Source organism: Gammaproteobacteria bacterium, assembly GCA_037388465.1.
Lineage (GTDB): Bacteria > Pseudomonadota > Gammaproteobacteria > SpSt-1174 > SpSt-1174 > JARRKE01.
Map to the genome: position 1 here is coordinate 19,204 of JARRKE010000003.1, position 14,319 is coordinate 33,522.

At 63.8% G+C, this 14,319-nt stretch carries 13 protein-coding genes; 12 read left to right on the plus strand and 1 reads right to left on the minus strand.

Annotated features, from left to right (window positions below; all coding sequences use genetic code 11):
* Positions 1 to 32: 32 nt before the first annotated feature.
* Positions 33 to 1,679: a glucose-6-phosphate isomerase gene (pgi, locus tag P8Y64_01010; GenBank protein MEJ2059056.1), complete on the plus strand. Its 1,647-nt coding sequence runs from the start codon at positions 33 to 35 to the stop codon at positions 1,677 to 1,679.
* On the opposite strand, the gene P8Y64_01015 is transcribed toward pgi, so the two are convergent.
* Positions 1,680 to 2,765, minus strand: coding sequence for a lipoate--protein ligase (locus P8Y64_01015; GenBank protein ID MEJ2059057.1), 1,086 nt, complete (start codon positions 2,763 to 2,765; stop codon positions 1,680 to 1,682).
* A 120-nt stretch (positions 2,766 to 2,885) separates the two neighbouring features.
* Here P8Y64_01015 and P8Y64_01020 point away from each other — a divergent pair, with 120 nt between their 5' ends.
* The 11 genes from P8Y64_01020 to P8Y64_01070 all read left to right on the plus strand — a co-directional run bounded on the left by P8Y64_01020 (position 2,886) and on the right by P8Y64_01070 (position 14,312).
* Positions 2,886 to 4,364, plus strand: coding sequence for an NAD(P)H-hydrate dehydratase (locus P8Y64_01020; GenBank protein ID MEJ2059058.1), 1,479 nt, complete (start codon positions 2,886 to 2,888; stop codon positions 4,362 to 4,364).
* A complete protein-coding gene (gene tsaE, locus P8Y64_01025; GenBank protein ID MEJ2059059.1) occupies positions 4,361 to 4,846 on the plus strand; it encodes a tRNA (adenosine(37)-N6)-threonylcarbamoyltransferase complex ATPase subunit type 1 TsaE in 486 nt (161 codons plus the stop codon). The genes P8Y64_01020 and tsaE overlap by 4 nt, the downstream gene beginning before the upstream one ends.
* Before the next feature lie 87 nt (positions 4,847 to 4,933).
* The gene (locus P8Y64_01030; protein ID MEJ2059060.1) at positions 4,934 to 6,166 is read left to right on the plus strand and encodes an N-acetylmuramoyl-L-alanine amidase; all 1,233 of its coding nucleotides are present in this window, start codon (positions 4,934 to 4,936) and stop codon (positions 6,164 to 6,166) included.
* 46 nt (positions 6,167 to 6,212) lie between these two features.
* On the plus strand, positions 6,213 to 8,018 hold the full coding sequence (gene mutL, locus P8Y64_01035) for a DNA mismatch repair endonuclease MutL (GenBank protein MEJ2059061.1): 1,806 nt from the start codon (positions 6,213 to 6,215) through the stop codon (positions 8,016 to 8,018).
* Positions 8,019 to 8,027: 9 nt separating this feature from the next.
* Positions 8,028 to 9,002, plus strand: a complete 975-nt coding sequence (gene miaA, locus P8Y64_01040; GenBank protein ID MEJ2059062.1) for a tRNA (adenosine(37)-N6)-dimethylallyltransferase MiaA — start codon at positions 8,028 to 8,030, stop codon at positions 9,000 to 9,002.
* Positions 9,003 to 9,131: 129 nt separating this feature from the next.
* Positions 9,132 to 9,371 carry an RNA chaperone Hfq gene (hfq, locus tag P8Y64_01045; protein MEJ2059063.1) on the plus strand — a complete coding sequence of 80 codons (240 nt, stop codon included), beginning with the start codon at positions 9,132 to 9,134 and terminating at the stop codon, positions 9,369 to 9,371.
* 41 nt (positions 9,372 to 9,412) lie between these two features.
* Positions 9,413 to 10,693: a GTPase HflX gene (gene hflX, locus P8Y64_01050; GenBank protein ID MEJ2059064.1), complete on the plus strand. Its 1,281-nt coding sequence runs from the start codon at positions 9,413 to 9,415 to the stop codon at positions 10,691 to 10,693.
* A 101-nt stretch (positions 10,694 to 10,794) separates the two neighbouring features.
* Positions 10,795 to 11,991: an FtsH protease activity modulator HflK gene (gene hflK, locus P8Y64_01055; GenBank protein ID MEJ2059065.1), complete on the plus strand. Its 1,197-nt coding sequence runs from the start codon at positions 10,795 to 10,797 to the stop codon at positions 11,989 to 11,991.
* Between the two features lie 15 nt (positions 11,992 to 12,006).
* Positions 12,007 to 12,861 (plus strand): protease modulator HflC, encoded by an 855-nt coding sequence (hflC, locus tag P8Y64_01060; GenBank protein MEJ2059066.1) that lies wholly within the window; start codon positions 12,007 to 12,009, stop codon positions 12,859 to 12,861.
* A gap of 6 nt (positions 12,862 to 12,867) precedes the next feature.
* Positions 12,868 to 13,056, plus strand: coding sequence for a DUF2065 domain-containing protein (locus P8Y64_01065; protein ID MEJ2059067.1), 189 nt, complete (start codon positions 12,868 to 12,870; stop codon positions 13,054 to 13,056).
* Between the two features lie 68 nt (positions 13,057 to 13,124).
* A complete protein-coding gene (locus P8Y64_01070; GenBank protein ID MEJ2059068.1) occupies positions 13,125 to 14,312 on the plus strand; it encodes an ATP phosphoribosyltransferase regulatory subunit in 1,188 nt (395 codons plus the stop codon).
* The last annotated feature ends 7 nt before the right edge of the window (positions 14,313 to 14,319 follow it).

A 14,319-nucleotide genomic window follows, 5' to 3' on the forward strand; every position in this document is an offset into this window, starting at 1 on the left:
ATATGCGGTTGGATAGATAAAACGGGAGCCGTATGTCACTGACCACGACGCATGCCTGGCAGGCGCTCAGCGCCCATTTCGATTCCATGAAGGATGTGCATATGCGGGATCTGTTCGCGCGCGATCCCGACCGGTTCGAACGCTTCTCGCTGCGCTTCGAAGACCTGCTGCTCGATTTTTCCAAGAACCGCATCACCGAAGAGACGATGGAGCTGCTCGTCGGGCTGGCGCAGGAGATGCAAGTCGAGCAATGGCGCGAACGCATGTTCAGCGGCGAGAAGATCAACAACACCGAAGGGCGTGCGGTGCTGCACACCGCGCTGCGCAACCGTTCCGACCGCCCGGTGTACGTGGACGGCGAGGATGTCATGCCCGGCATCCATGCCGTGCTGGACCGCATGCGCCGCTTCAGCGACCGCGTGCGCAGCGGCGAATGGCTCGGGCACAGCGGCAAGCCGATCACTGACGTGGTGAACATCGGCATCGGCGGCTCCGACCTCGGGCCGCACATGGTGTGCGAGGCGCTGCGTCCCTATGCGCATCCGCGCATCGAGACCCATTTCGTCTCCAACGTCGACGGCACCGCGATCCGCGAGGTGCTGAGAAGGGTCGATCCGGAGACCGTGCTGTTTATCGTGGCATCCAAGACCTTTACCACCCAGGAGACGATGACCAACGCGCACACCGCGCGCGAGTGGCTGCTCGACTATCACGAAGATGCCGCGGCGGTCAGCCGGCATTTCGTGGCGGTTTCCACGAATACCGAAGCGGTACGGTCATTCGGGATCGATACCGAGCATATGTTCGAGTTCTGGGACTGGGTGGGCGGGCGCTACTCGCTGTGGTCGGCGATCGGCCTGCCCATCGTGCTGTCTCTCGGCATGGATCGTTTCGAGGAGCTGCTGGGTGGCGCCTATGCCATGGACGGGCATTTTCGATCCGCGCCATTGCGGGAAAACCTGCCGGTGGTGCTGGGGCTGCTCGGTATCTGGTACAACAATTTTTTCGGTGCCCAGACGCACGCCATCCTGCCCTACGACCAGTACCTGGAATACTTCGCGACGTATTTCCAGCAGGGGGATATGGAGAGCAACGGCAAGTACATCGATCGCGACGGACGCCGCGTGGGTTACACCACGGGTCCCGTCATCTGGGGGCAGCCGGGCACCAACGGCCAGCATGCGTTTTACCAGTTGATCCATCAGGGCACCAAGCTCATCCCCGCGGATTTCCTGGCCGCAGCCGAGACCCACAATCCGGTGGGCGAGCATCACAGGATTCTGCTGTCGAATTTTTTCGCGCAGCCCGAGGCCCTGATGCAGGGGCGCAGCCTGGAGCAGGCGCGCAACGAAGTGAAAAAACTCGGCCTGCCAAAAGCGGAGATGGATGTACGACTGCCGCACATGGTCTTCGAAGGCAATCGGCCGACCAACTCGCTGCTGTACCGCAAGCTCACCCCGCATACCCTGGGCATGCTGATTGCGCTGTACGAGCACAAGATCTTCGTGCAGGGCATCATCTGGCATATCAACTCGTTCGATCAGTGGGGGGTCGAGCTGGGCAAGCAGCTGGCGAAAGCCATCCTGCCGGAACTGGAAGGCGACGCATCCGTCGCCGGCCACGACAGTTCGACCAACGGCCTGATCAACGCCTACAAGGCGTTGCGTACGGGCGGCTGATCAGTCCCGGTGCTCGGCCGCGAGGATGGCTTCGGCGAAATCCGCCGACGTCACCCCCGGCGTCTGCATGAGCGTGCGGGCGTAGACCGCCTCGATGGCCTCCATCAAAGCAGCACGCTCCAGGCGGACGCCGTGCAGGGCGCGCACCAACGCGGGAATGGCGCTGTCCGGCAGGCAGGTGAAATCACCGGTGAGATCCAGGTCGCGGATATAGCCGTCGCGGCTCAGTAGTTGAACGCGGATCAGACCACCGGGCGCCTTGTGGTCATGCAGGGTGAGATGCGTGCCCGCGGCGAGCTTGATCCCCTTTTCGATCAGGCGGCGGCCGACGCTGTAGGTCCACTCGGGATCGGTGAGGGCTCGTTCCTGTTCTGCAATGCGCTCGAGTTCCGCGCCGGTCGGTTCGGATGCGACGATGTTCACCGCCAGGTCCCGCGCCACCTGTTCGAGGAACGCGCCGATGACCGCCTCGCGGGAGGGTGGTTGCCCGAGTTCACGGCGCATGGTGGTGATGTAGTCGCCGAGACCCTGGCGCAGTTTGTCCCGGAACTTCTCCGAAGGTACCCGCAGGCACTGTGCCATCATGTCGAAGTCGAAATCGAACATGAAGCTTCCCACCGCTACGCTGGCATCGTCGATGTGTGCCGCGCCGGTGCCGCCGATCTTGCGCCCTTTGACGTGAATATCGTTGATGGGGCGCAGCACGGCCTCCACACCGAAACGCCGATAAGTGTTGACCACCGGTTCGATGAATATGGGAAACATCCGCTCCACCAGGGCGGGGACGAGCCGCCGCGGGTAGATGAAATGAAAGAACAGCTGGTTGTGGTCCAGGTAAACGGCGCCGCCACCTACTTCGCGCCGAATGACGGCGAGGCCGTTGGCCCGGCAGAAATCTTCGTCGACTTCGAGTTCCACCGATTGATGGCGGCCGACGCAGACATAAGGATTGGCGGGGTTGACCAGGGTCAGGACGGGATCATCGTCCGATCCGAGCTGGCGGGCTATGCCGTGGTAGATGGCTTGAGAGCGAATATCAGGTTGCGTTCCGAAATCGATCACGCGCAGGTTCATCTGGTCTGACATTCCGCTGTCCTGGATGCTCGCTAGCAGTGTAGTAGAGCGCTGGAAAACAACCAATCCATGGTCATTTTGTGTGCAGCCGGATGCTGGAGGGCGGGGAACGCCGCGCCGTATACTGCCGGAATGAGCGAGCTACCCAGTCGACTGTATACGGCCGAACAAACCCGGGATCTGGATCGCATCGCCATCGAGGAACACCGCATGGCGGGCTATGATCTCATGTTGCGCGCGGGTCGGGCGGCGTTCGAGTGCCTGTCGGCCTGCTGGCCGCAGGCCGAACATCTGGCGGTGCTGTGCGGCGCCGGCAACAACGCGGGCGACGGTTATGTGGTGGCACGTCTGGCGCGTGAATCCGGCTACCGGGTGGACGTGCTCCAGGTCGGCAAGGCCGCGGCCCTGAAGGGCGATGCGCGGCGCGCCTGTGACGACTTCGTGGATGAAGGCGGGCAGGTGCTGCCTTATGACGGGCGGCTGCCCGGCGTGGACGTGATCGTCGATGCACTGTTCGGTACCGGCCTCTCCCGCCCCGTGGCCGGGGATTACAAGACCCTGATCGAGGCGGTGAATCACGCGGCGGCGCCGGTGCTGTCCCTGGACCTGCCTTCCGGGCTCGGCGCCGACACGGGCATGCCGCTGGGTGCGGCGGTCCGCGCCGATCACACCATTACCTTTATCGGGCTCAAACGCGGCTTGTTGACCGGGGAAGGTCCCGCCTACTGCGGCGAGCTGCATTTCGCCAACCTGAGTGTGCCGCGCGGCGTGTACCGGCAGGTGGAACCGGTTGCCTGGCGCTTGAGCGACGCGGATCTGGCGGCTCATCTCGGACCGCGCATGCGTACTGCGCACAAGGGCCATTTCGGTCACGTGCTGATCGTCGGCGGCGAGTCGGGTTACGCGGGTGCATTGCGTATGGCCGGGGAGGCGGCGTTGCGGGTCGGTGCGGGGCTGGTCAGCCTGGCGACCCGCGCCGCGCACGCCGGCCAGATTGCGGCCCAACGCCCCGAATTGATGTGCCACGGCGTCGAGTCGCTGGACGATCTGGCCCCCCTGCTGGCCCGGGCCACGGTGGTGGCAGTCGGTCCGGGGCTGGGGCAGGGTGACTGGGGGCGCGCGCTGTTCAAGCACCTGAAAACCCAACCGGCCTTGCGGGTGATCGACGCGGACGGGCTCAACCTGCTCGCTGAGCAGGGCGGTGAGAATGGTCACCGCGATTGGGTGCTGACGCCGCATCCCGGCGAGGCGGGGCGTCTGTTGGGCCTGCCTGCCGCCCAGGTGCAGGCGGACCGGTTTGCGGCGGCAGCCGCGATCCGGCGTCGCTACGGCGGGATCTGCGTCCTCAAAGGGGCGGGCACGCTGGTCGATTCGACCGCCCGCACGGCGATCTGCGACGCGGGCAATCCGGGTATGGCCTCGGGCGGGATGGGCGATGTGCTGACCGGCGTGGTCAGTGGCCTGCTGGCTCAGGGCCTGAGCCCGGCCGTCGCTGCCGAAGTGGGTGTGTGCTTGCACGCCAGGGCGGCTGATCTGGCGGCCGGTCAGGGTGAACGCGGCCTGCTGGCCAGCGATCTGTTTCCCTTTTTGCGCAAGCTGGCCAATCCATGAGACTCCATTTGCCCGACGAAACGGCCCAGCTCGAACTGGGGGCCGCGCTGGCGCGATACTGTCCTGCGGGTGCGCTGGTCACGCTCAGAGGCGATCTCGGTGCCGGCAAGACCACGCTGGTACGCGGCTTTTTGCGCGAGTACGGCTACCGTGGGGCCGTGAAAAGTCCGACCTATACGCTCGTGGAACCGTATGAATTTTCTGGAATAGCCGTTTATCATTTTGATTTATATAGGCTTTCTTCTCCGCTGGAGCTGGAGGAGATGGGGCTTCGGGACTACTTCGATTCGAACGCCATCTGCCTGGTGGAGTGGCCGGAACGGGCCGGAAAGGCCTTGCCCGAAGCCGATGTACAGGTGGTGTTGCGCTACCTGGCGCCCGGGCGGGAGGCGCAGCTGAGCTTTGCGGGCACCGGCGGTGAGGCGGTGGCGGCCGCGCTGCTAACTGAGAAGGTTCTGAAGGAATATCTCCTATCTGATTAAATTTATTGACAATTGACCTTGAACTTTAGCTCGGAATGGGTTACTCATATAGCATGAAGCGAGGTAACCCATAGCAGGAGAGCTGTGATGGACCGTTTTGGGCACGATGAGCTGCGCAGAAAGTTCCTCATTCGCTTGCTCGAGGCATCGGGCGCGGTGACTGCTGCCAGCCTGTTTCCGGGGACCGTGTTCGCTGCCGAGGCCGCGGCCGTAGTGAAAGGGGTGCGCATGTCCAAGGACAAAGACGCGACCCGTGTCGTATTCGACCTGACCGGCGATCCCGATCATCATCTTTTTGTGCTGCACAATCCCAACCGCGTGGTCATCGACTTCAGTCGCTCCGCGGTCAAGGATTCGCTGGATCTGTTCGCGCTGCCGAATTCCATGGTCAAGGGAATCCGCTATGCGCCGCGCAACGTGAACGATCTGCGTGTAGTGCTGGACCTGCGGCAGGCGGCCCAACCCAGCAGCTTTCTGATCAAGCCGACTGCCGGCAATCCGGATTACCGATTGGTCGTGGACCTCAAGCAAACGGATGCCAGCCATCCCGAGCCGGTCATGACCATGGATCATATCGATCGCGAATTGCGCGACGTCGTCGTGGCGATCGATCCCGGCCATGGCGGCAAGGATCCGGGGGCCGTCGGCAAACACGGCACTTATGAGAAAAGCGTGGTGCTCGACATGGGCAGGCGCCTGCATCATCGCCTGAACCGCGAAAAGGGCATTCGTACCTTCATGACCCGCGACCGGGACGTTTTCCTGCCGCTGCGTGAACGGGTGCGCATCGCCCGTCAGCAGAAGGCGGACATGTTCATTTCCATCCATGCGGATGCCTCCACGGACCGCCGGGTCAGGGGTTCGTCGGTGTATATCCTGTCCGAGCACGGCGCCTCCAGTGAGATGGCGCGCCGCCTGGCGGACCGGGAGAACAACGCCGACCTGGTGGGCGGCGTGAATCTCAGCGACAAGGACCAGATGCTGGCTTCCGTGCTGCTCGACCTGTCCCAGACGGCCACCATCGAGGCGAGCACCGATCTCGCCGACGACGTGCTGGATCATCTCGATCGCGTCGGGCGCATATTCAGCAACCGCGTGGAGCGGGCCGGCTTCGTAGTGCTCAAGTCGCCGGATATCCCCTCGGTGCTGGTGGAGACGGCGTTCATCTCCAATCCGCGGGAGGAGCGCCTGCTGCGAACCCGGGGCTTCCAGGACAAGATCGTCCATGCGCTGCACAACGGTATCCACAATTACTTCAAGGAAAACGCGCCGCCCGGCACCTTGCTGGCCGCGCTCAACCGCAAGCAGAACGTGGGCTGAGCCCAACCCGCTTTATCCGTTCGCGCAGGCGCAGTAAGCTGTCCGGATGAGCCACATCCGGCAGCTGCCGCCACAACTGATCAACCAGATTGCCGCGGGTGAAGTGGTCGAGCGCCCGGCCTCCGTCGTCAAGGAGCTGCTCGAAAACAGCCTCGACGCCGGCGCGCGCGCGATCCATGTCGAAACCGAGCAGGGGGGTACCCGACGCATTCGGGTGCGCGACGACGGTATCGGCATCCCCGCCGACGAGCTGGCCCTCGCCCTGAGCCGCCACGCCACCAGCAAGATCACTTCCCTCGACGACCTGGAACGGGTCAACAGTCTCGGCTTCCGGGGCGAGGCGCTGCCCAGCATCGCATCCGTCTCCCGCCTGACGCTGACCTCGCGGGCACGGGATGCGGAACACGCCTGGCAGGTGAGCAGCGACGGCAGCGACCGGGTCGGCGAGCCGCAGCCGGCCGCGCACGATACGGGGACCTCGGTCGACGTGCGCGATCTGTTCTTCAACGTGCCGGCACGGCGCAAGTTTTTGCGCACGGAGCGCACCGAACACCAGCATATCGAACAGCTGCTGCGGCGCATCGCGCTGAGCCGCTACGAGATCGCCTTCGAACTGCGCCACAACGGACGCACCGTCAACCGCTGGCCGGTGGCGCAGGATCAGGCCGGCATGGGCCGACGCGTCGCCGAGGTCTGCGGCGAACCCTTCGTCGAGGAGGCGGTGTTCATCGAGCACGCGGCGGCAGGGCTGCGGCTGTGGGGCTGGATCGCACGCCCGACCTTTTCCCGCGCCCAGGCCGACCTGCAGTACTTCTACGTCAACGGCCGCATGGTGCGCGACAAGGTCATCGCCCATGCGGTCCGGCAGGCCTATCAGGACGTGCTGTACCACGGCCGTCATCCGGCCTTCGTCCTGTATCTGGAACTCGACCCTGCCTTGGTGGACGTCAACGCTCATCCCACCAAGCACGAGGTGCGGTTCCGGGAACAGCGCCTGGTGCACGATTTTCTCTATCGCACCCTGTCCGAGGCGATCGCCGGTCTGCGGCCGGGCGCGAATGCCCCGCAGCCTGTGTTGACAGCCGATGCGGAGAGAACCGGTTCCGCGCCGCATCCGGACACCGCCGGCCGGGTCTGGCAGTCCCCGCCACGCCAGAGCGGTCTGGGCCTGGCCGCCGCCGAGCAGACGGCCGTGTACGCCGCCCTGCACGAGCCGGCAGTGGCGCAGGCGGTTGCGGCCGAGGCCGAGATGCAACCCGGGGCGGATATCCCCCCGCTGGGGTATGCTCTGGCCCAGCTGGCCGGCATCTATATCCTGGCCGAGAACGCGCAGGGACTGGTGCTGGTGGACATGCACGCGGCCCATGAACGCATTACCTATGAACAGCTCAAGACGGCCTGGGCGGGCGAAGGAATCAGGGCGCAGCCGCTGCTGGTGCCCCTCAAGCTGCATGTCAGCCAGGCCGAGGCGGAACTGGCGGAGACCCACGATACGGTGTTCCGTGAGCTCGGTCTGGAGCTGGATCGTATCGGACCGGAGGCGCTGATGGTGCGCGCGGTCCCCGCCTTGCTGGCCCGCTCCGATGTGGCGCAGCTGGTGCGGGACGTGCTGGCGGACCTGCGCGTCCATGGCGAGAGTTCCCGGCTGGCCGAACATCGCAACGAAATTCTTTCCACCATGGCCTGCCACGGATCCGTTCGCGCCAACCGCCGGCTGACGCAAGCTGAAATGGATGCGCTGCTGCGTGACATGGAACGTACCGAACGCAGCGGCCAGTGCAATCACGGACGACCGACCTGGGTGCAGCTTTCCATCGCCCAGCTCGACAAGTTGTTCCTGCGAGGACAGTAGGATCTGCAAATGTCATCCAGTCAGTCTGCTTCGCAGACGCGCGTCGACGAGCGTCCCCCCTGTGTGTTCCTGATGGGGCCGACCGCCAGCGGCAAGACCGCGTTGGCGGTCGAGCTGGTGAGCCGGTTGCCGTTCGAGATCGTGAGCGTCGATTCGGCCATGATTTATCGCGGCATGGACATCGGCACCGCCAAGCCGGATGCCGAGACCCTGGACCGAGCACCGCACCGGTTGATCGATATCCTCGATCCCGCCGAGTCCTACTCCGCGGCCCAGTTTCGCGAGGACGCCATGCGCGAGATGGGGGATATCCTGGCGAAGGGGCGCATCCCGCTGCTGGTCGGCGGCACCATGCTCTATTTCAAGGCGCTGGAGGAGGGACTGGCGGAACTGCCCTCGGCCGACCCGGAGGTCCGGGCGCGCCTCGATGCCCTGGCCGAGAAGAAGGGGTGGGGGCATTTGCACGAATATCTGGCAAAGGTCGACCCCATCGCCGCGCGCCGCATCCATCCCAACGATCCCCAGCGCCTGCAGCGGGCGCTGGAGGTGTACGAGCTTACCGGCCAGCCCTTGTCCGCCTGGCTGGCCGAGTCGCGCAGCCGTCACACCCTGCCTTACAGCGTATACAAGCTCGCTTTGTATCCGCGTTCGCGGGAGGTGCTGCACACGCGGATCGCGGATCGGTTTATCGCCATGGTAGAGGCGGGATTCATCGACGAAGTCGCCTGCCTGTGGCACCGCCCCGACCTGCACCTCGGCCTGCCGAGCATGCGGGCGGTGGGGTATCGCCAAGTATGGGAGTATCTGGAAGGGAATTCCGACCGCCAAACCATGGTCACAAGGGGGATTGCCGCCACCCGGCAGCTCGCCAAGCGTCAGCTGACCTGGCTGCGCGGGATGCAGAACGTGGAAACGGTGTATGCCGAGACCCTGGACAGCGAAGCCATGGTGAGGCGAATTGCGGATCGTTGCGGCCTGGATTAAGCCAGGATTAAGCAACTTATTGAATAGCTTATGCTAGAATCGGTCTAATTTCGGGCGGCAGGTCCCTGGCAATGCTCGGATGCGACTATATATATAAATAGATGTACACAAGTTCTGGAGAAGAAGAAGATGTCAAAAGGGCAGACCCTGCAAGAACCCTTCCTGAATGCCCTGCGCAAGGAGCGAGTACCGGTGTCGATCTACCTGGTGAACGGTATCAAGCTGCAGGGACAGATCGACTCCTTTGATCAGTTCGTGGTGCTGCTGCGCAACAGTGTTAGCCAGATGGTATACAAGCATGCGATCTCGACGATCGTGCCTGCACGTCCCGTCAAAATTCAGGCCTCCGAGGGCGCTGCCGAGGAATGATTCCTTGCGTTTTCGCCCGCCGGCCGGGTAGCGTCTGAAGCTTGTTCGAACGTCCCGATAGCGGCGAGCGCGCCGTCCTGGTTCAGCTCGACATCAACGGCGCCCTGCTGGAGGAAGACCGCAGGGAGTTCGTCGAGCTCGTGCGGTCCGCGGGGGTCGAGCCGTTGACCCTGGTCGACGGCTCGCGTCATGCGCCGGAGCCCAAGTACTTCGTCGGCAGCGGCAAGGTCGACGAGATCCGTGCCGCGGTGTCGGCGGGCGGCGCCGAGGTGGTGATTTTCGATCATCCTCTGAGCCCCGCCCAGGAACGAAATCTGGAAAAGGCCCTGCAGTGCCGGGTATTGGACCGCACCGGTCTGATCCTCGACATCTTTGCACAGCGCGCTCATTCCCACGAAGGCAAGCTGCAGGTGGAGCTGGCCCAGTTACGTCATCTGGCGACGCGGCTGGTGCGCGGGTGGACGCACCTTGAGCGTCAAAAGGGCGGTATCGGCCTGCGTGGTCCCGGTGAAACCCAGCTCGAAACCGACCGCCGGCTGCTCGGGCAGCGCATCAAGCAGATCAATCTGCGGCTGGAAAAAGTGCAACGCCAGCGAGAGCAGGGGAGACAGTCGCGCAAAAAGGCCGAGCTGCCCACGGTGTCGCTGGTGGGTTACACCAATGCCGGCAAATCCACGCTGTTCAACCGCCTCACCGGCGCCGGCGTTTATGCGGCCGACCAGCTGTTCGCGACTCTGGACCCCACGCTGCGGCGGGTGGAGCTGGGCGACGGGCAAATGGCCATTCTCGCCGATACCGTCGGATTCATCCGGCACCTGCCGCACGATCTGGTGGCGGCGTTTCGAGCCACCCTGCAGGAGACGACCGAGGCGGACCTGTTGCTGCACGTGATCGACGCCCACGACGAGGCGCGCGATCACTACATCGACCAGGTGAACGCGGTACTCGGGGAAATCGGCGCCGACGAGGTGCCGCAGATCCTGGTGTACAACAAGATCGACCTGCTCGACATGATGCCCCGGGCCGAGTCGGGCCGGGACGGAGAGCCGGCACGGGTATGGGTTTCCGCGCAGACCGGCGCAGGCATCGAACTGCTGCGCAAGCAGATCGCCGCCCATTTCCGGCGCGAGGTCGTGCACGGCTGGGTGGATCTGCGCCCCGAGCAGGGGCGGTTACGTGCCAGCCTGTTCGAGCGCGGCGCCGTGCTTGCCGAGCAGGTCGACGACGAGGGGATCAGCCATATCGAGATTCGCCTACCAAGGCGCGATTTCGAGCGGCTTTCCAAGCGCACGGGCCTGTCCGAGGGTGCGCTCAGACATTGAACGTCCTAGGGATGGGCGCGCCTTGCGGGGTATACATCGGACCCCTAGAATGTCCGCTCGTGCGCGCAGCGAGCAATTTTTGAACCAGCAGGAGTGACCACATGCCCTGGAATGAGCCGGGCGGCGACAACCGAGACCCCTGGAGCGGCGGCAGCCGCGGTGGCGGCGGTGGTGGTGGTAAACCACCCAATCTCGACGAGTGGCTGCGCAAGCTGAACAACTGGATATCGAGCCTGCTTCGCGGCAGCCGCCAAGGCGGCGGCGATGATGGCGGTGGCGGGCGTTCCGGCAGTCTGCTGGGCGGCAGCGGTCCGCTGCTGGTGGTGGGTGTGCTGGTGGTGGTCTGGATCGCTTCCGGTTTCTATATCGTCGGGGCCGGCGAACGCGGCGTGGTGACGCGCTTCGGCGCCTACGCCGGCGACACCACCGGGCCGGGACCGCACTGGCATCTGCCGTACCCGATCGAATCCGCCAGCGTGGTGGACGTCGATCAGATCCGCAGTGCACAGCACAAGGCGCTGATGCTGACCCAGGACGAGAACATCGTCGATGTCGACATGTCGGCCCAGTACCGGGTGAAGAATCCGGAAGAGTACCTGTTCGACGTGCGTGGCCCTGATCTCACCCTGAACCAGGTGATGGAAAGCGCCATGCGCGAGGTCGTGGGACGCAATAAGATGGACTTCATCATCGGGCCGGGCCGTGCGCAGATCGCGGTCGATGTCGAGAAGCTGATGCAGCAGATACTGGACAGCTACAAGACGGGCCTCGACGTCGTCAAGGTCAACCTGCAGGATGCACAGCCGCCGGAGCAGGTGCAGGGCGCGTTTGCCGACGCCATCAAGGCGCGTGAGGACGAAGTGCGCTTCCGCAACGAGGCGGACGCGTACGCCAATACCGTCATTCCCCAGGCGCGTGGCCAGGCCACCCGCGTGAAGCAGGAGGCGGAGGCCTATAAGGATCAGGTGATCGCGCGCGCCGAGGGCGATGCCTCCCGTTTCACCGATCTGCTCAAGGAATACCAGAAGGCGCCGCGGGTGACCCGCGAACGCCTGTATCTGGATGCCATCCAGTCCGTGCTGAGCAACAGCACCAAGGTGATGGTCGACCTCAAGGGGGGCAACAACCTGATGTATCTCCCGCTCGACAAGCTGCTGAGCGGGCAGAGCCTTTCCGAAACAGGTAAAACGTCAGATTCCGGAGCCGGCAGTTCGGCATCGCAGTCTTCCTCCAATGGCGGTTCCCAGAGTCAGCCCACGCCGCTGACGACGCGCAGCCGCTCGGACCGTTCACGATAAGGGGGATGCACTGATATGAAGTTGAAGATTCTTGCCGTCGTCGTCGTGCTTGGCCTGCTGGTGCTCAGCATGTCGGCCTATACGGTCAAGCAGTCCCAGACCGCGATTCTGGTCAAGCTGGGCCAGATCAAGAAGGCCGATATCAAGCCGGGCCTGCACTGGAAGTGGCCGCTGATCGAGCAGGTCAAGATTTTCGATCATCGCATCCTGACCATGGATGCGCAGCCCGAGCGGTTCCTGACCAGCGAGAAAAAGAACGTCATCGTCGACTACTACGTGAAGTGGCGCATCGCCAATGTCAATCGTTACTACCGCAGAACGCTGGGTGACGAGATCAAGGCGCAGTCCACGCTGTCTCAGATCGTCAAGGACGGCCTGCGCAGCGAGTTCGGCAAGCGCACGATTCAGGAGGCGGTTTCCGGCGAACGCAACGAGATCATGGACGCCCTGCGCGTGAACGCCAACAAGTCGGCCAACGAACTGGGCATCGAGATCGTCGACGTGCGTCTCAGTCAGATCGATCTGCCCAACCAGGTAAGCAGCTCCGTGTATCAGCGCATGGAGGCGGAACGTGCGCGGGTGGCCGCCGACTTCCGGGCGCGCGGCAAGGAGGCGGCGGAAGGGATCCGTGCCAAGGCCGACCGTGAGCGCACCGTGCTGCTGGCGGACGCCTATCGCGAGTCGCAGCGTATCCGCGGCCAGGGAGACGCCAAGGCGGCCGAGATCTATGCGCGCGCCTATGAAAAGAATCCGGATTTCTATGCCTTTTACCGCAGCCTGAACGCCTACAAGGACGTCTTCAACAACAAGAAGGACATTCTGCTGCTCGAGCCGGACTCGGATTTCTTCAAGTACTTCAACAAGAAATAACCGTGAATGTGGCAGGACTTCCTCGCAGCGCTGGCCCTCATGATGGTCTTGGAGGGGATTCCGTTCTTTCTGAGCCCGGCCTCGCTGCGCAGGAGCCTGCAGATGGTCATGCAACTGTCGGACAACGCGTTGCGCGCCATTGGGCTGGTCAGCATGGCCGCCGGCGCCCTGTTGCTGTACCTGGTGCGGCATTGACCATGCCTGACGCCGCAGCCGGTTATTCTGCGTTTTATCACCTTCCGTAACCCGTCACCGAGTACAAGATGAGCGAAGAAGATCGCTGGTTGCTTCCCGAGGGGATCGAGGAGGCACTGCCCGAACTTGCCGAACGGCTCGAGTATTACCGGCGCCGCATCCTCGACCTGTTCCATCGGTGGGGATACGAGCTGGTGATGCCGCCCTTCATCGAATACCTGGAATCCCTGCTGACGGGCACCGGACACGATCTCGGTCTGCAAACCTTCAAGCTGACCGATCAGCTCAACGGGCGCATGATGGGCGTGCGTGCCGATATGACGCCGCAGGTGGCGCGCATCGATGCCCATTCCCTGAAGCGCGAGGTGCCCACGCGGCTGTGCTATCTGGGCACCGTCCTGCATACCCGTTCCGACGATTTCGCCGGCACCCGCAGTCCGTTGCAGGTCGGTGCGGAGCTGTTCGGCCACAGTGGTCCGGATTCCGATATCGAGATCGTCAATCTGGCGCTGGAAACCTTCGCGGTGGCCGGCGTGCGCGACCTGTATCTCGACTTCGGCCACGTCGGCATTTATCGCGGGCTGGCGAAAGAGGCGGGGCTCGACGCCGAGCGCGAGGCCATTTTCTTCGATTGCCTGCAACGCAAATCGATTCCCGATATCGAGCATTATCTGGATACCTGGCAGTTGGCGTCCGGACCGGCCGGCCGTTTGCGTGCGCTGGTCGAACTGCACGGCGGGCAAGAGGTATTGGATGAGGCACGTCAGGTGCTGGCCGGGTCCGAGGCCTCCGTGCTCGAGGCCTTCGATTATCTGGAGCGGGTGACCGGCGCGGTCCGCCAGCGTCATCCGGATTTGAAAATGCATTTCGATCTCGCCGAACTGCGCGGTTACCACTATCAGACCGGAATGGTGTTCGCCGCTTATGTGCAGGGCCGGGGGCAGGAGATCGCCCGCGGCGGTCGGTACGACCACATTGGGCGTGTGTTCGGCCGTGCACGGCCGGCGACCGGATTCAGCACCGACTTGCGCACGCTGGTCGACCTGGTGGTGGACGAGACCATCGCGCCGCCTCCGGCTGTGTTTGCGCCGGCCGATGACGATGCCGTGCTGGAGCGAGCCATCGCGGAATTGCGCCAGGCCGGGACGCCGGTAATTCGTGCCTTGAGTGGACAGCAGGGTGATGCACGTGCCATGGGTTGCCGACAGGAGTTGCGGCAGCGCGATGGGGATTGGGTGGTGGTCCCACTCGACTGATCTGGAT